A 15,433-nucleotide genomic window follows, 5' to 3' on the forward strand; every position below is an offset into this window, starting at 1 on the left:
ACGCCGCGTACTGCAGGTACGGCAGTCAGCTCGGCGCGCTGGTTTTGGGAACGATCCTCGCCACACTATCGTCTACATGACTGTAGACGATACCTTTCGCGTCCGCATAGGAGGCGTCGCGTGAAGGCAGGTGAGGGAGAGGCATGAGGCATCGAATCCTGGTCGTCGAGGACGATCACGCACTGCGTGATGTGCTGCTACGGAGTCTGCGGGACGAGGATTTCGACGCCGTGCCCGCGCAGGACGGCGCGACCGCCCTGCGCCTGGCGGGGGACGCCGTCGACGCTGCCGTGCTCGACGTCGGGCTGCCCGACGCGGACGGCCGGGACGTCTGCCAGGCGATCAGGGCCAGTGGCTTCGTCTTTCCCGTCATCTTCCTGACCGCCCATCATCGGCTCACCGACCGCCTGGCAGGCTTCTCGGCAGGTGGCGACGACTATCTGCCCAAGCCGTTCCACACGATGGAGCTGGCCGCACGGCTGAGGGCGGCCCTCAAACGCAACGGTTCGTCGCAGTCCGCGACCTGCGGTGATGTGCTCCTGGACCCGGTCGGGCACAGCCTGACGGTGCGGGGGACGCGCGTCGCCCTCACTCCCACCGAGTTCCGGCTGCTGGCAGCTCTCATGGCCGCGTCCGGCGACATCGTCCGCAGGCGGGAGCTCATCCGGGCCGGCTGGCCCGAGGGGGCCCACGTCAGTGACAACACGCTGGACCAGTATCTGACCCGGCTACGACGCAAGCTCCGCGACGCCGGCAGCGCGCTGACCGTCACCACCGCGCGCGGCATCGGACACCGCCTGTCATGAGGCCGTACGTCTCATGGTTCTGGCCGCGAACCCTGCGCGGGCGCCTGGCCCTGGTAGCGCTGACCACCGCCACGCTGCTGATGGTGATCCTCACCGCGGCGTTCAATACCGTCGTCCGCAACCGCCTCCGGCACCAGGCCGACGACGAGCTCCACACGCGGGCCGCCGCCGTTGCCGCCACCGTCGACACCAGCGGACCCAGGGTGCGCGTCCTGGAGACACCCGGTGAGGAACTGCTGGACACGAACGTGTGGATCTACGACGGAGGACGGCTGCTCGAAAAGCCCCCGTCCGCCGCTGCCGGGCCACTGACCCGCGCCGCCGACCAATTGGCCACGAGAACCGGCCGACATTGCGTCACCGAGCAGGCCCATGGGCCGGTCCGTCTGTGCTCGCTGCCGGTGCCCGACGGCAAAAAGGACGCCTCAGTGGTCACCGCGCTGGACCTGTCCCCCTACAGCAGTTCTGCCGATGCCCTGCTCTACGCCTCGCTCGCGCTCGACGCCGTCATGCTGGCCTGCACCTACGCACTGACCCGGCTGGCGGTGGGGCGTGCGCTGCGACCGGTGCGCACCATGACCGAGCATGCCGCGCAGTGGAGCGCAATAGCCTCCGAGGAACGCTTCGAGAGCGTGGAGCGCCCCACCGAACTCACGCAACTGGGCGGGTCGTTGGACTCGCTGCTCGACCGTATTCGCGCACTGCTGCGGCACGAGCAACAGCTCACGCGGGAGCTGTCGCACGAGCTGCGCAACCCGCTCGCCCGGATCATCGCCGAGCTGGACTGGTGGCAGGCCCGCCCCCGCTCCGCCGCCGACACCCGGACCACGCACGACGCCATCGCGGACGCCGCGCGATCCATGCGCATGATCTGCGACACCCTCCTCGACGACGCCCGCGACAGCGCGGCCACCACACGGGGCGTCAGTGACGTGCCCGTGATGCTGCGCGGCCTCGCCGATCGCGCCGATCGCGCCGATCGCACCGATTCAGCCGGGAACGTGGAGATCGTCGTCACGGTCCGGGACCCCGGCCTGTCAGCCGGGGTCCCGGGCGCACTCCTGGAGCGCATTGCAAGCCCGCTGCTCGACAATGCGCTGCGACACGCACGCTCCCGGGTGGAGATCCGGGCGTGCGCACGTGCGGGCGGCGTCCTCGTCGATGTCACGGACGACGGCCCGGGCGTGCCGGAGTCGTTCGCGGCGCAGCTCTTCCAGCCGGGGCGCCGCGCCCGGCCCGGGGACGGACACGACGGAGCGGGCCTGGGGCTGCCGTTGTCCCGACGCCTGGCCCGCTCAGTCGGCGGCGAGGTGCACCACGACGAGAAGCACACCCCGGGCGCGAGCTTCGTGATCAGCCTTCCCGCGGGGTGAGCGGCGCGGACTCTTCGACGTCAGTTCCTGGATCGCCTACATCCTCACCCGTCCCCTCGGCGCTCGCCGTCGCGCGCTTCGCGCTCGGCCTGAACGCCGTGTTCCAGTGCCGGCCAACGGCTCGACGCACAGCACCGGCCGACGTCCCACGTCGTCTCGTTCGCGTCGACCTCCTCATCCTCTTCGTGCAGTACCGGTGCAGGTGCGGGGTATGGGCTCAGACATGCAGGGTGGGCCGGTAGATGAGTTCTTGGATGTCGGCGTCGAGGGTCCGGTGCTCGATCAGCTCGAGGTCGAAGTCGGCCGCGCCCTGGAAGATCGGGTCCAACCCGGTCTGACCTGTGATCACGGGGAAGAGCGTCACCTGGACGCGGTCGACCAGGCCGGCGGCCATCAGCGCCCGGTTCATCGACAGACTGCCGTGCGAACGCAACGGCACCTTGGACTCCTTCTTGAGCCGAGCGACGACATCGACGGCGTCACCGGCGGCGACGTTCGCATCCGGCCAGTCGAGGGGCCCTTCCAGCGTGGTCGACACCACCGTCGCCGGCAGGCTCCTCATCCGGGTGACCCATGGGTCACGCACCTCGGACTCCTCGGTGCTCGAGGCCAGCATCTGCGCGAACGCCCGATACGTATTGGCCCCGAAGACCATCCGCTGCTCGTCGTCGTACAGGGCGAGACGGTGCCCGAGGAGCTCGGGACCTTGCTTACCCCAGTAGCCGGTCCAGTTTCCGCTGGCGGCGCCGAAGCCGTCGAGGCTGGAGAAGACGTCGAATGTGTAGGTGGCGGTCATGATGCTCTCCTCGAGTACGGTTGATCGCGTGTCGGGTGTACAGACCGGGAACCGCGGCAAGACTCATCGCCCGTGCCCTCCCGGAGTCCGGCCGCCCCCGATCCGCGCCAGCCGATCCACGGGGCTTAACCATGGCTTAACCGTCCCTCCCCACGTGCGGCCACGCCCGACAGGGGCCCTGGAAATCCTCGCCGCCCGAGGTCGCAGCAAGCGGATCCGCAACGCCGCCCGCATCAATCTGCAGCAGCAGAGTCAAGGCTGATCGCAGTCCCCAGGTGGGTGACACACCCAAGGCCTGGAACATTGCTCGCCGTTCGATGCGGGCAGCGGTCCGTAAAGGCTTGACACGGCGCAGGTCTGCCGAGGGAGGCGTGTTCCTGATCTACGGTGCTGCCATGGTGCGTGCCCGTGGTCCCCAGACCCATGGACCGGACACGTCTGCGGCTTCGGGCCGCTCCCTGGCCCCGCTGCTCGCTGTCTGCACGGGCTACTTCATGGTCATCCTGGACGTGACCGTCATCAACGTCGCCGTTCCGGTGATGGGGCGGGAACTGTCGGCCTCGCTGACAGGGATTCAGTGGATCACCAACAGCTACACCCTGATCTTCGCCGGCCTCCTGCTCACCGGCGGCGCGCTGGGAGACCGGTTGGGCAATCGCCGGATCTTCTGCACCGGGGTGGTGGTGTTCACCGTCGCGTCGGCCGGCTGCGGACTGGCCCAGAGCACCGGGAATCTGATCGCCGCCCGGCTGCTCGAAGGGGTCGGCGCGGCACTCATCGTGCCCGCCTCCCTCGCTCTCCTCCAACAGGCATATCCCTCCCCCATCGAGCGCTCCCGGGCCTTCGGCCTGTGGGGCTCCATGGCCGGCATCGCCGCCTCGGCCGGGCCCCTCCTCGGCGGCCTCCTCGTCACGACCGTGGGCTGGCGCTGGGTGTTCTTCATCAACCTGCCCGTCGGATGCGTCTGCCTGCTGCTCACGCTGCGCCGCGTGCCCCCTTCGGCCCGGCGCACGAACCGCCCCGTGGACTGGCCCGCCCAGTGCGCGATCATCGCGATGGTGGCGCTGCTGACCGCCGTACTGAACGAGGCCGGACGACGCGGCTGGACGGACCCACTGATCCTGACGGGGGCCGGCCTGTGCCTGCTGGCAGCAGCCGCGTTCGGCCTGCGGGAGCACCTGGCCCGCACCCCCGTGCTGCCCCTGCGGCTGCTGCGCTCCCGCGCGATGAGCGGAGGAGCGATCATCGGCCTGCTGTTCAACTTCGCCTTCTACGGGATGATCTTCACCGCCAGCCTGTACTTCCAGCATCAGCGCGGGCTGACCGCGTTGCGCACCGGGTTCGCCCTTTTCCCGGCAGTGGCCATGACGATGTTCGCCTCCGTCCTGTCCGGACGGCTGGCATGCCGCACCGGACACCGCCCGCTTGTGGTCACCGGCTTGCTTCTTGGAGGGGCAGGCCTGGCCGGCTGGGCCGCGGCCGGACCGAACCCGAGCTACGCACTGCTCGTGGCGCCGATGATGGCGGCGGGCTTCGGTACGTCCTTCGCCCTCACCGGGTCAACGACCACCGTGATGGCGGCCGCCCCTGACACGTACTCCGGCACCGCCTCCGCCCTGTTCAACACCACCCGCCAGGTCGGCAGTGCCACAGGCGTCGCGCTGGGAGGCTCCCTCCTGGCCGCCACAGGCAACTTCACCATCGGGCTGCGGACCAGCATGGCCATCGGTTCGGCCGCTTACCTGACGGCCGCCGTCCTTGCGCTCTTCTGCATCCCGCGGAAGACACCCCGCCACGCCACCGACTGAAGGGCGGCGAGGCGGCGAGCCAGGGCATGGCAATTACGCCGATGAGCCGGCCGGTGTGCGAAAGCCACCGCGTCGTCTGAAAGGGCGCTGCGGTTCGGGAGATGCCTGCACTGCTGAGCCGTCGTCGGCAAAGACCAGCGGGTGAAGGTCGATCTCCCGTCCGTCCGCAGCTGCCATGACGAATCGGATGGGCCTCCAATCCCCACTCTCCACGAAGCCCGCCTCACCAAGGGCTCCCAGCGCGGCGGCTTCCTGGTCTTGCCGGTGCATCAAGTCCAGGTCGCGGTGGTCTCGGGTCTGCTCGCCGAGCAGAGCATCGATTCCCCACCCTCCACCGATCCAGACGTCAACGTACGCCCGTCGCAAAAGAGTTAGAACGCACAGCACGTCGTCAGCTGTCATCACCCGACGCAGAGTAGAAGCATCCGCCTGTGGCAGCGAACGAATTCCGTGTCCCCCACTACGTCGTAGTCACACACACCCGGCCCTTACCGGGTGTGTGTGACTACGACACCCCCGCGGATGCCGCACTCTCACTGTGTGGGCAAGTTTGGGAGTAAACGCAGCAGTGTGCGGCCCCGGCGCTGGCCGGGCCCGCACACCGCGCTCTCAGCAGGCAGACAGTCAACGTCCGCCGCCACCGCCGCCGCCGTAGCCACCGCCACCGCCACCGCCGCCGCCGTAGCCGCCACCACCGCCGCCGTAGCCACCGCCACCGCCGCCGTAGTCGCCGCCGCCGTAGCCGCCGCCGTAGTCACCACGGCCGTAGTCGTTGTAGCCACCGCGACCGTAGTCGTTGTAACCACGGCGACCGTAGTCGTTGTAGTTGTAGTAGCCACGGTCGTAGCCACCGTATCGGTGGTGGTGACGACCGTTGTAGCGGCAGTCGTCGTCGTTCCACTTCCAGTTGTGCCGGCCCCAGTCGCGGTCGTAGCAGTCGCTGTAGCCGGAGTTGTGGTGGTTCGAGCCCGTGTTGGCCGAGGCCGTCCCCGCTGTGCCGATCGCGGCGCCACCCGCCATCAGAACTCCGGTGGCGGTCACCGCGAAGAGGCGCTTCACGCGAAGTGCTCGCATGAGAATTTTCTCCCTTCCATCGTCTCGCGCACCCGAACGCGAGATTGATGGCCGCGCACGCAAGAAGGATTCGGGGCGCGCGGTCGAAATGTCACCGCTCTGGAAATTGAAAGACCCGCCGTAGCCATCCACCGGCCGTGCCGGCCGTGTACGGCTCCTCGTGCGAAACCCCGCAGCAGCAGTCGAGCTGTCCACCGCGAGAAGACTTCGCCGATGTGGCGCGTCCCGGGTTGCGGTCTCAGTGATAAACGCTACTCCCAATCCGCTCCACGTCATCTTGAGCGGCCACTCATCTCGGCACCGAACCCGGTCGACCGGGTTCGACCGGCGCCTCACGGCGGGCAAATCCGCTGGTGACACAGCCTTCTGAGCACTCACCTGATATTCCGGCCGCCACAGCGGCACAGCCTCACGCCAGCGGACCTGAAGGGAATGAACTGCCCCGACCGGTCCTACCAGTTGCTGCCTCCGCGGAGCCCGGGCACCGCTTCCCTGCAATCCCTGCCCCACATCAGTGACCCAGGAGGTGCACGCGCTGCCAGTCAGTCACCAAACCCGCGTCAGGCGTCGCCATGTGTCGTCGCCGGCCGTGGCGACACCGAGTGCTGCGGGCCGGCGATGGCGGTGAAGCGCGCGGTGAGTACCTCCGCGTCCAGGTCAAAGGTGTCTGCCTGACTGCCGGTGTCGGCGGCATTCTGCTGGGCGGGTGTGTCGGCGGGCGGGTGTGCGGGTGTGCGGCAGAACTTCTGCCGCGGCATGAGCTCAGGAGCAGCGGCCGCCCGGTTCGAAGTCGCCGCCGGCGCCTTTGCTGCCGCTGTCGCGCTGGTGGCCGCGGCGGGCGTCGCGGTCGAAGATGCCCATGATTTCGCAGGGGCCGCCCTCGGCGCCGATGGCGTGCGGGAGCATGGTGGGAAACTCCGCGGCCTGGTTGGTCTCGACGCGGAACCTGCGGTGGCCCAGCATGAGAATCGCGGTGCCGGACAGGACGACGAGCCATTCCCGGCCAGGGTGCGCACGCATGCGTGAGGGGTTGTCCGGCGGTGGGTCGGTCATGCGCTGGCGCACGACGCTCATGCCGGGGTCGCCCTTGACGGGCCAGCGCATCATGCCGTGGGCCGCGTCGATCATGGGACTCGTGATGACGTCGTCGGAGGCGTTCTCCACGAGCTGGTCGAGGGATGTGTCGAGAGCGCGGGCGAGGGTGACCAGCTGGTCCAGGGCGAGGCGGCGCTGGCCGTTCTCGATGCGGGAGAGCGTTGACTGGCTGACGTTGGCGCGGGTGGCCAGTTCCTCCAGGGACCAGCCCTGTGCCACGCGCAGGGCACGGATCCGTTTGCGTACGAGGCTGTCCAGCTCGCCATCATTTTGCGTCATAGGCAAGATCGTATGCCCGTCATGCAAGTGGGGGTTACGTTCGCTTACGAGGTCACCCGGAAAAGGCTGGGGTCACGCCCGAGCGAAAGGGTGCGAGGACATGACTGTGACGGCATCCGCGTACGCGACCGACGCACTGACCCACGGGATCGTCGACACCGTGGTGATCGGCGGCGGTGCCGCCGGCCTGAACGGTGCGCTGGTGCTCGCCCGCTCCCGCCGCTCGGTCGTCGTGAACGACAGCGGCACGCCCCGCAACGCGCGCTGCCGCAGACCCGCCGACTACAGCACCGATGCGGGACTCGGCCCGAGGCCTGTGTGAGCATGGCGTGCGCATCAGTTTCGAGCGCCGGAGGGGCTTTGATGGACACCCACGACTTGGACCATCTGCGACGGTGCGTCGAGCTGGCGGCCGAAGCGCTGGAAGCCGGGGACGAGCCCTTCGGCTCGGTACTTGTGGACGATGCCGGAGTCGTCCGCGCCGAGGACCGCAACCGGGTGGCCGACGGCGACGCCACCCGCCACCCCGAGTTCGAACTCGCCCGCTGGGCGGCTGCGAACCTCACCCCTCAGGAACGGGCCGCCGCCACCGTCTACACCTCCGGTGAGCACTGCCCGATGTGCTCGGCCGCACACGCCTGGGTCGGGCTGGGTCGCATCGTGTACGTGGCCTCTGCGGACCAGTTGTCCGGGTGGCTCGCCGATTGGGGCCGCCCCCAGGCGCCCGTGCGCAGCCTGACCATCCAGGAGGTCGCTCCCTCGATCGAGGTCGAGGGCCCCGTCGATGAACTCGTCCCCGCGGTCAACGAGTTGCACCGGCGCCTGGCACAACGGGCATGGAACGCCTGACGAACCACACCTGCCCTCTCAGCCGCCTGACCGGCGCCGGGGCCCACCCGCACCACCCGGCGTAACCGGACTGCGCCGCGACGAGCGCCGCACGCTCTGCGCCGACCGCTCTGGGCGCGGTTTCCCGGCCGGTCCACGCACGCGGCTGATGTCCAACAGAGTGACTCCACCCACGACTAAAGTCGCGGGCTTCCTGCGTCGGTGGCTAAGCCTCCGCGCAGAGGGCCAGCCCGGCCCTGTGCTCGACGTTCAGTGCGCCCACGATGTCGGCGTTCTCTACGAACCCGCACTTGACGCACTCGAACTTCGCTTGGGTGACGCGGTTCTCGTTGGCGACGTTCCCGCATCCTCCGGCGGAGGGTGGGCAGGTGCGGGAGGTGTTGCGGGCGTCCACCGGGATCACTCGGCGACCGGCACTCTCAGCCTTGTTCGCCAGGATTGCGAGGAACAGCCCCCAACTCGCGTCGAGGATGCTCTTGTTCAGTCCGGCCTTCGCGGCGGCACCGTTCGGGAGGAACGCGCCGCCTTGGTCTGGGTCGGGCTTGGGTGCGGGCGTCTTGGTCATGCCCGCCGTGTTCAGCGCCTCGTGCCCGATCACATCGTTGTCACGGACCAGGTCGAGGGCGCGCTTGTGGTGGTGGTCGAGACGCTGCCGCCGGATCTTCGCGTGGATCTTCGCCACCCGCCGGGCGGCGGCCCGGTGCTTCTTCGTGCGGCGTCCGGTCTTCTTCGGGAAGGTTTCCAGGACGCGTTGAGCGGCTGCCAGCTCATCGGCGGACGCCCGCAGGAAGCGCGGGTTGGGAACGTGCTCGCCCTGCGACGTGGTCAGGAAGTGGGTGATGCCCATGTCGATACCGACGATCGCCCCGGTGGCCGGGAGCGGTTCGGCGGGGACCTGGTCGCAGGTGATGACCACGTACCAGTTACGTCCCTCGCGCTTGACGCTGAGCGTCTTCACCCGGCCCCGTACGGGGCGGTGCTGGTGCACGCGGACATGCCCGACGCCTTGCAGCCGTACGCGGGTCTGGGTGTCGTCAGGGGTGGAATCCCACCGGCAGCCGTCGCCGTCCTTGGGGAACGTGACGGTGTCGAAGTGCCCGACGCCCTTGAAGCGCGGGTACCCGGCCTTCGGTGCCAGGTCCTTCGGCACCCCACGGGCAAGCGCGGCCTTGCGCTGGTGCGCCCGCTTGAAGAACGCGACGAACGCCACGTTCAACCGGCGCAAGGTGGACTGCTGGCTGGAGAACGACCAGCGTCCCTGACGCTCCGGGTCGAACGTGCGGATGTCCTTGAGCTGCGCCGACTGGTCCCCGTACTTGATCTTCGTCTGGGACGAGTGCGCGTAGGCGTCGCGGCGCTCCTGGAGCGCGCCGTTGCAGAGGCAACAGTGGGCGGCGAGCATCGCGCGCAACGACGCTTCCTGACCGGCCGTGGGGCGAAGAAGGAACTTGTACGCCCGTATCACGAGGCGTCCTCCTTCTCCTTCTTCCAGGGGCGCTCCCACTGGGTGTTGATGTATTTCTCCACCGTTGCCGCCGATACCGCGCCGGCCGAGGCTGCGAAGTACGACGACGACCACAGCGTGGGCATCCGCGACTTCAGGTGCGCGAACTCCGAGCGAAGGATGCGGGAGGTGAAGCCCTTGAACTGGTTCGCGACGTACGAGGCCGACGATTTGGGGTCGTGCTTGACGAACAGGTGCACGTGGTCGGGCATCACCTCAAGAGCGATGATCTCCCACCCGCGCTCGTCTGCCTTCTGCCGGATCAGCTCGTCCAGGCGTTCCGCGACCCTGCCGCCGAGGACCGGACGGCGGTACTTCGGGCACCACACCACGTGGAGCCCGAGGTCGTACACGCCGCCGGAGAATCGGCGAACCTTCCTGGTCACAGTCACACGATCAATATACAGGTGCCGCAGGTCTAGTGCGGCAGGAAAGACGGTTCAGGTGGACAGAGCAGATCCGTGCACACAGTTAAGGACAGAACAGGGCTCAGAAGCCATTCCCCACCCCGCTAAAGCGGGGCGTCCCCTGGCTAGGTTCTGATGGTCAATCGGCGGGCGGCAGCGACAGCCACTCCTGCCAGGTGATGTCCCGGCCCAGATAACGAGGCTGCCGGAAGGGCCAGTCGGCGGCGATCCACTCGGGCACCAGCGCGTCGAGCGCGCGCTCCGCCTCGCTGCCGACGAGGTCGTCCACCACCCACCAGGAGATCTCGCCGTCGGAGCCGGTGCGCTCGGGCGGATCGATGTAGACGCAGCCGAGGACCGCTGTCTCTTCCTCGTCCAGCAACGCGTAGTTGAAGGACTGGTGCGCGGCTATCTCCTTCTCGTGGCGCAGTAGGTCGATGCGGTCCTGTTCGTAGGTCATCGTCTTCTTGGGCCATTCCCAGGCCGGACCGAAGATCTCCCACAGGCGTTCCTGGGAGCCCATCACAGCCGGGTAGTCGAGCGCGGTGTCCGCCTCGCGGATCGGCCGCAGGTGCAGCGCGGTGTGAGGTACGGGCACATGGACGGGGTGGACGAAGTCATCCGGGAGCCAGTTCATGAGACGGAGGCTACAACCGGCCGCCGGGCAGGCGGTCCACACGGCGCAGATGCGCCCGCTCCACCAGACATGTTCGACATCCGGCACGCAGACCACCAGGCCGTCGACGCTCCTCATTCCGACCGTCGTGTGGTGATCCGCTTCTCGAACCAATGGTGGGCGTACGGCTCGTCGTTGATGGCGGCGACCTCCTGGAATCCGCAGGAGTGGTACAGGCTGATCGCGGTGGTGAGCGCCTTGTTGGTGTCCAGGCGCAGTTCGTCGCAGCCGTACCGGGCGGCCCGCGCCTCCAGCTCGACCGGGAACCGGCGACCGAGACCGAGGCCCCGGGTGCGGGGATCGACCCACATGCGTTTGATCTCGGCCTGGGCGCCGGGCGGCAGCTTCAGACCGGCGCAGCCGACAGGCTCGCCGTGCAGCCGGGCGACCAGGAACAGGCCGTGCGGTGGGCGGAGTTCACCCGCGTCGGGCAGCAGACTCCGCGCCGGGATCGAATCCGGTCTCGAAGCGTTCCTGCATTTCCGCGAAGTAGGACCGCAGGCAGTGCTCGGGCGTCCGGGCGTTCCGGATCAACCACGTCCAACGTGACCGTCGCGGCCGTCAGCAGCCGGTTGACTTCGGCCATGGCGGCGACGAGCCGGGCGCGCTGGTCGGCGTTGCTGTTACTCGCTGCCGCACCTACGCGGCGATCCGCCACCGCCCGCTCGGTCAGCGGCCCTCCCGCGCCTGTCGCCGCAGCTCCGCCTTCTGCCCGGGACTCAGCCGCTCTCCGGCCAGCACCCGGGACAGGTGCAGCAGGCGGCGACGCAGGGCTGTGCGGCCGGGCTGCACAGCCAACTGCCGATAGGTCGCGTCCCACTCCCGCTGTGTCTCTACGAGGTCCTCGGTGATCGCGTTCCGCATAAGACCAATTAGATCGCATGTTCGATTCTTTGGGCAAGCAGCGCGGCGCGGGGAGTGCCGGTCACAAGGAGTGCTGGTCATCAAGCCGACGGTGGGGAACTGGCAGGCGTGGCCGCCCGAGGATGTGTTGCGCCGCATCCCGCGGCAGTCAGGCAGCGTCCTCTGGCGCCCACTCGTCGTGGGTCGTACGCCGACATACCCAGCCTTCGCGCGCTCGCGTACGAAACGCCCCCCGCGTGCGGGGCGCCGCTTCCTTCTACGCTCTGCACATGACCGAGAACGAGATCGAGCTCAAGGCCATCGCAGCGCTCACGGCCCTACGCGGTGGTGTCGGCGCAGACTACGTATCCGACCTGCTCGGCGAGGTCATTCCGACTCAATTCCTCGTCCCCGACACCGAAGATGCGGCAGAGGTGGGTCTTGCCGTGCTGAACCAGCTCTCCGCACCACTGAGCGCCTTGATCAAGGGCTTCGTGCTGGCTTTCGAGACGATTGCGGACGCGTACGACCAGACAGACCCCGAGACGTCCACTGAGGCCATCCTGCAGGCGCTCGCGCTGGGGATCGCACGCGATTCCGACTGACCGGCCGCGATCAGTATCGGCTCACCGTGACAGAGCCGTGCCCAGGGGCGGATGTGGTCCCGCTCGTGCTCGCCCTGCCGCGTTCGCGCGCCCGGCAACAGGCCCCCACCCGCCACTGTTCCCGGTCGGGTAGAGGCAGCTCTCACCGATGACGAGGAGCCCCGGGAAGGAGGCACCCTGATGTCGCAGATAGGCGGGTGCGGTAAGGCTCGACCTGGTGGCGACAAGGCGTGGGCCCTGCCGACGCTCGATCGGCTGTCGCCGCCCCCGGGGCATGGAGCCCGACCGGCCATCGTCAAGGTGCAGGAGTGAATGAGCATTGCTTAGCTGATACGGGCTGCGTCGCAAGCCCGTAGTGCAAGTGATCATGCGCGGGTCCAGCGAGCGCATCCCGCACATGCGCTACGACTTTGCGCCAGCTCCAGACCGCCGTCCTCACGATGGATCCGATCGCACGGCCGGCACGCAAGCCCAGACGACGAAAGGGACAGAAATGGCGGGTACAGATCTGGGGAGTCTGCTGGGATCGCTGCTGGGAAGAGGCACGTCCAGCGGCACCGGGAACATGCTCAGTACCTTGCTCAGTTCCGTCGGCAGCGACAGCAGCGGCAGCCCGATCGACGGGCTGCTCACCCAGCTCAAGGACGGCGGTCTGGGTGCAAAGTCCGACTCATGGATCAGTGACGCAGAGAATGACCCGGTCAGCGGCGCGGAGATCGCCCAGGCACTTCCTCCGGGCCTGCTCGCAGCAGCCGCTCAGGCAGGTGGGCTCAGCGAGATCGAAGCCGCAGACCAAATCGCCGAAACGCTGCCCGTGGCGATCGACAAATTGACTCCCGAGGGGAGGGTCCCCGAGGGCTCCATCGAGGATGTGATCGCACAGCAGCTTTGAAGCTCCTCTGTGTGCAACGCGTCGCTCCGAAACCGTGTGCCGAGTCCGCGCGGCCGCCATGATGCTGGGCCTGCTCGGCATTGCTCCTGCTCAGGCCGATGCACCACCAACGCTGGTCGACCCCGCGTGGGGGTCCAGCCCCTCGGCAGCACGGCACGCGCGGCACAAGGACTCGTGTTCAGCGCCGAGTTCACCGGAACCTCCCTCGACACCTGCAAGCGGACAGCCCGCGACCAGGAACGCACCGCGTCCTCCCGCACCGACGGCATCCGCCGGCGGTACAAGCCCGGCAACGTCCGCGTCACCACAGACAACGGCGGCAACCTCACCATCAACCTCACCAAGCGCGCCGACCATCAGTACGCGGACGCGGCGGCGCGCCTCGGTGTCGGGAGCGGGTGCGTACCCCGGCATGGCCAACGGGGCGGCGTCGTCGGCCTGGTGGGCGAGACTGCCCAGGACGTCGAGCAGGGCGACCGTGGCCGCCGCGCTGTCGTGCAGTTCCGGCAGGCCGGTGAGCCGAGCACGCACGGCGTCGGAGGTCCCGGTGAACAGGAGGCCGCGAGCGGATCGCTCCAGCAGCGTGCGCACTGCGCGGAATTGTGGCGGGGCGAAGAAGTCAGGTCATCAGCACGAGTTCGTACTCGGCGTGATAGTGCCAGCCGAAGTCGAAGGCGCTCTCGCGCCGGATGAAGCGTGTGTGGCGGAGCTTGTCCCGGCTGGTCAGGAGGCTTCGAGGCCGGACACCGCGGCGGCCATGCGGTCCACCGCTTCGCGAAGGATCGCCGAAGAGGTGGCGTAGTTGATCCGTACGAACCCGGCGCCCCCGCTGCCGAACGCGTGCCCTGAGCTCAACGCGACCCGCGCCTGGTCGAGGAACAGCCGGGCGGGGCCGGCGATGTCACTGACCACCGGAGTGGCAGTGGTCGACGATGTCGTACGGAGGCCGAGGGTGCGGCAGTCGAGCCAGGCGAGATAGGTCGCCTCCGGCCACATCAGGGCGAGCCCGGGAAGTCGCTCGGCGATGAGGTCCGCGAGTAGCGCCCGGTTCGCATCGAGACCACGCAGCAGCGCGTCCAGCCAGGGCCGTCCCTCCTCGAAGGCGGCGGTGTGGGCGAGGATGCCGACGTGGCTGGGACCATGGCTGACCTCCTCCGGAAGCCGGTGCAGGTCGTCGACGGCGTTCGGCCCGGCTACCAGCAGTGCCGCCTTCAGGCCGGCGAGATTCCAGGCCTTCGACGCGGAGTGCAGGGCGAACGCGTCGCCGGCGCCGGGGATGGTCAGGTAGGGGACGAACTCGGCACCGGGCAGGACCAAGGGTGCGTGGATCTCGTCCGAGACGACTCGCACTCCGAAGGACCTGGCCAGAGCAGCAACCGCGACCAGTTCGGCCCTGGTGTGCACGGTTCCGGTGGGGTTGTGGGGGTTGGCCAGCAGCAGGACGGTCCGTGCCGCAACGCGCTGGGCCGAGGCGAACGCTGACCTGAGCGTCTCCATGTCGAGTCGGCCACCGGGGCTGAGCGGTGCTTCGATCACTCTCCTGTCGGAGTGGGTGACGAAGGCGTAGAACGGCGGGTAGACGGGCGGACACACCACCACTGCATCGCCCGAGGACGTGATCAGCCGCAGCGCCTCGACGATGCCCATCATCACGTCGGGGACGATCTCGGTCTGCTCGGCCTCGAAGCCCCGCCAGCCCCAGCGGTCCGCGGCGAACGACTGAAGGGCACAGGCGTAGGCCCGGCCGCTCGGGTAGCCGGTGTCCCCGGCCGCGATGGCCTCGTGCACCCTGTCCGCGACCGGCTGGGCGAGGAGCACGTCCATCTCGGCCACCCAGAGCGGCAGGACGTCGGCCGGAAAGGTCGTCCACTTCATGCTGGTCCGGGCCCGCAGCTGGTCGATCGTCAACTGTTCGAGCGGGTTCGTGATCGACGGATCCATGTCGGATGGCATGGTCGCGATGCTAGCCAGGCCCGAAGGTCCCGTCGATGACGGCGCGGCAGCCAGGGACAGCTCCGCTGGGCACAAGGACGGGACGCCTTGTCAGTCCTTCGTCTGATCGACAGGACTGTCCGCGTGGCAGATCAACGAAACTTCGCGCGTAACGTCCTGGCGATCTCCTCGGCCGTCGTCGCCTGCTGCGCGGTGGCGGTGACGGTCAAGGTGATGGCCGCGGACGTCATATCCGTCGAACCGCCTCGGGTGCTGAACCAGGACGCGCTGGAGCGGCAGGTGGCCGAGGATGTCCGCGGCTGGAAGCAGGCGTCCGTTCAGGGGGTGACCTGCCCGGGTCTCCGTCGAGATGAGGGTGGGCAACAAGGTCGACTGCCGGATCTGGGACGGCTCCAATCCGAAGGATGTCGAGGTCAAGGTGATCAGCGACCAGGGTGAGCTCTCGCTGGAATCTCTTCGCTGACGAGTCCGGC

16 protein-coding genes and 3 pseudogenes are annotated in these 15,433 nt (G+C 68.4%); 7 read left to right on the top strand and 12 right to left on the bottom strand.

Features of this window, described 5'->3' with window-relative positions; translation table 11 throughout:
- Nucleotides 1-143 precede the first annotated feature (143 nt).
- Both ACY0PA_RS03975 and ACY0PA_RS03980 read left to right on the top strand, forming a co-directional pair.
- Nucleotides 144-806, top strand: a complete 663-nt coding sequence (locus ACY0PA_RS03975; RefSeq protein ID WP_473083352.1) for a response regulator transcription factor — start codon at nt 144-146, stop codon at nt 804-806.
- Entirely contained in the window at nt 803-2,179 is a 1,377-nt protein-coding gene (locus ACY0PA_RS03980) for a sensor histidine kinase (RefSeq protein ID WP_473083353.1), read from the top strand. The genes ACY0PA_RS03975 and ACY0PA_RS03980 overlap by 4 nt, the downstream gene beginning before the upstream one ends.
- 217 nt (nt 2,180-2,396) lie before the next feature.
- Here the strand turns inward: ACY0PA_RS03980 and ACY0PA_RS03985 are convergent, their stop codons facing one another.
- The gene (locus tag ACY0PA_RS03985) at nt 2,397-2,975 is read right to left on the bottom strand and encodes a dihydrofolate reductase family protein (RefSeq protein WP_473083354.1); all 579 of its coding nucleotides are present in this window, start codon (nt 2,973-2,975) and stop codon (nt 2,397-2,399) included.
- Nucleotides 2,976-3,370: 395 nt separating this feature from the next.
- Here ACY0PA_RS03985 and ACY0PA_RS03990 point away from each other — a divergent pair, with 395 nt between their 5' ends.
- The gene (locus tag ACY0PA_RS03990) at nt 3,371-4,783 is read left to right on the top strand and encodes an MFS transporter (RefSeq protein ID WP_473083355.1); all 1,413 of its coding nucleotides are present in this window, start codon (nt 3,371-3,373) and stop codon (nt 4,781-4,783) included.
- Between the two features lie 78 nt (nt 4,784-4,861).
- Here ACY0PA_RS03990 and ACY0PA_RS03995 read toward each other — a convergent pair.
- From ACY0PA_RS03995 to ACY0PA_RS04010, 4 genes and pseudogenes are all read right to left on the bottom strand, one after another.
- Nucleotides 4,862-5,185 (bottom strand): annotated as a pseudogene (locus ACY0PA_RS03995) (nucleotidyltransferase domain-containing protein); the annotation flags it as partial.
- 222 nt (nt 5,186-5,407) lie between these two features.
- Complete coding sequence (locus ACY0PA_RS04000) at nt 5,408-5,857, bottom strand: hypothetical protein (protein ID WP_473083356.1); 450 nt, start codon at nt 5,855-5,857, stop codon at nt 5,408-5,410.
- A gap of 560 nt (nt 5,858-6,417) precedes the next feature.
- Nucleotides 6,418-6,615, bottom strand: coding sequence for a hypothetical protein (locus ACY0PA_RS04005; RefSeq protein ID WP_473083357.1), 198 nt, complete (start codon nt 6,613-6,615; stop codon nt 6,418-6,420).
- A gap of 4 nt (nt 6,616-6,619) precedes the next feature.
- Nucleotides 6,620-7,231: a helix-turn-helix domain-containing protein gene (locus ACY0PA_RS04010; RefSeq protein WP_473083358.1), complete on the bottom strand. Its 612-nt coding sequence runs from the start codon at nt 7,229-7,231 to the stop codon at nt 6,620-6,622.
- A 100-nt stretch (nt 7,232-7,331) separates the two neighbouring features.
- On the opposite strand from ACY0PA_RS04010, the pseudogene ACY0PA_RS04015 reads away from it, so the two are divergent.
- A pseudogene (locus tag ACY0PA_RS04015) lies at nt 7,332-7,493 on the top strand (FAD-binding protein); the annotation flags it as partial.
- 101 nt (nt 7,494-7,594) lie between these two features.
- Entirely contained in the window at nt 7,595-8,080 is a 486-nt protein-coding gene (locus ACY0PA_RS04020; RefSeq protein WP_473083359.1) for a nucleoside deaminase, read from the top strand.
- A 205-nt stretch (nt 8,081-8,285) separates the two neighbouring features.
- Here the strand turns inward: ACY0PA_RS04020 and ACY0PA_RS04025 are convergent, their stop codons facing one another.
- The 5 genes and pseudogenes from ACY0PA_RS04025 to ACY0PA_RS04045 form a co-directional block, all read right to left on the bottom strand.
- Entirely contained in the window at nt 8,286-9,545 is a 1,260-nt protein-coding gene (locus ACY0PA_RS04025) for an RNA-guided endonuclease InsQ/TnpB family protein (protein WP_473083360.1), read from the bottom strand.
- Nucleotides 9,542-9,970, bottom strand: coding sequence for an IS200/IS605 family transposase (gene tnpA / locus ACY0PA_RS04030; protein ID WP_473086230.1), 429 nt, complete (start codon nt 9,968-9,970; stop codon nt 9,542-9,544). The genes ACY0PA_RS04025 and tnpA overlap by 4 nt, the downstream gene beginning before the upstream one ends.
- 160 nt (nt 9,971-10,130) lie before the next feature.
- The gene (locus ACY0PA_RS04035; protein WP_473083361.1) at nt 10,131-10,628 is read right to left on the bottom strand and encodes a GNAT family N-acetyltransferase; all 498 of its coding nucleotides are present in this window, start codon (nt 10,626-10,628) and stop codon (nt 10,131-10,133) included.
- A 113-nt stretch (nt 10,629-10,741) separates the two neighbouring features.
- Nucleotides 10,742-11,334: pseudogene (locus tag ACY0PA_RS04040) on the bottom strand (GNAT family N-acetyltransferase); the annotation flags it as partial.
- A 2-nt stretch (nt 11,335-11,336) separates the two neighbouring features.
- Complete coding sequence (locus ACY0PA_RS04045; RefSeq protein WP_473086644.1) at nt 11,337-11,531, bottom strand: hypothetical protein; 195 nt, start codon at nt 11,529-11,531, stop codon at nt 11,337-11,339.
- 269 nt (nt 11,532-11,800) lie between these two features.
- Between ACY0PA_RS04045 and ACY0PA_RS04050 the strand changes: the two genes are divergently transcribed.
- Entirely contained in the window at nt 11,801-12,115 is a 315-nt protein-coding gene (locus tag ACY0PA_RS04050) for a hypothetical protein (protein ID WP_473083362.1), read from the top strand.
- Between the two features lie 397 nt (nt 12,116-12,512).
- A complete protein-coding gene (locus tag ACY0PA_RS04055; RefSeq protein ID WP_473083363.1) occupies nt 12,513-13,007 on the top strand; it encodes a YidB family protein in 495 nt (164 codons plus the stop codon).
- A gap of 90 nt (nt 13,008-13,097) precedes the next feature.
- Here the strand turns inward: ACY0PA_RS04055 and ACY0PA_RS04060 are convergent, their stop codons facing one another.
- Together ACY0PA_RS04060 and ACY0PA_RS04065 are read right to left on the bottom strand one after the other, a co-directional pair.
- Complete coding sequence (locus tag ACY0PA_RS04060; protein WP_473083364.1) at nt 13,098-13,598, bottom strand: hypothetical protein; 501 nt, start codon at nt 13,596-13,598, stop codon at nt 13,098-13,100.
- 132 nt (nt 13,599-13,730) lie between these two features.
- Nucleotides 13,731-14,960 (bottom strand): MalY/PatB family protein, encoded by a 1,230-nt coding sequence (locus ACY0PA_RS04065; protein WP_473083365.1) that lies wholly within the window; start codon nt 14,958-14,960, stop codon nt 13,731-13,733.
- Nucleotides 14,961-15,433 lie beyond the last annotated feature (473 nt).

Source organism: Streptomyces sp. DS1-CR2, assembly GCF_055760475.1.

Bases quoted from the DNA above. Each gene is read 5' to 3' on its own strand.
- ACY0PA_RS04065 (WP_473083365.1), bottom strand. From the start codon at position 14,960: ATGCCATCCGACATGGATCCGTCGATCACGAACCCGCTCGAACAGTTG.
- ACY0PA_RS03985 (WP_473083354.1), bottom strand. From the start codon at position 2,975: ATGACCGCCACCTACACATTCGACGTCTTCTCCAGCCTCGACGGCTTC.
- ACY0PA_RS04020 (WP_473083359.1), top strand. From the start codon at position 7,595: ATGGACACCCACGACTTGGACCATCTGCGACGGTGCGTCGAGCTGGCG.
- ACY0PA_RS04045 (WP_473086644.1), bottom strand. From the start codon at position 11,531: ATGCGGAACGCGATCACCGAGGACCTCGTAGAGACACAGCGGGAGTGG.
- ACY0PA_RS04010 (WP_473083358.1), bottom strand. From the start codon at position 7,231: ATGACGCAAAATGATGGCGAGCTGGACAGCCTCGTACGCAAACGGATC.
- ACY0PA_RS04000 (WP_473083356.1), bottom strand. From the start codon at position 5,857: ATGCGAGCACTTCGCGTGAAGCGCCTCTTCGCGGTGACCGCCACCGGA.
- ACY0PA_RS03990 (WP_473083355.1), top strand. From the start codon at position 3,371: ATGGTGCGTGCCCGTGGTCCCCAGACCCATGGACCGGACACGTCTGCG.
- ACY0PA_RS03980 (WP_473083353.1), top strand. From the start codon at position 803: ATGAGGCCGTACGTCTCATGGTTCTGGCCGCGAACCCTGCGCGGGCGC.
- ACY0PA_RS04035 (WP_473083361.1), bottom strand. From the start codon at position 10,628: ATGAACTGGCTCCCGGATGACTTCGTCCACCCCGTCCATGTGCCCGTA.
- ACY0PA_RS04055 (WP_473083363.1), top strand. From the start codon at position 12,513: ATGCGCTACGACTTTGCGCCAGCTCCAGACCGCCGTCCTCACGATGGA.
- ACY0PA_RS03975 (WP_473083352.1), top strand. From the start codon at position 144: ATGAGGCATCGAATCCTGGTCGTCGAGGACGATCACGCACTGCGTGAT.
- ACY0PA_RS04005 (WP_473083357.1), bottom strand. From the start codon at position 6,615: ATGCCGCGGCAGAAGTTCTGCCGCACACCCGCACACCCGCCCGCCGAC.
- ACY0PA_RS04050 (WP_473083362.1), top strand. From the start codon at position 11,801: ATGACCGAGAACGAGATCGAGCTCAAGGCCATCGCAGCGCTCACGGCC.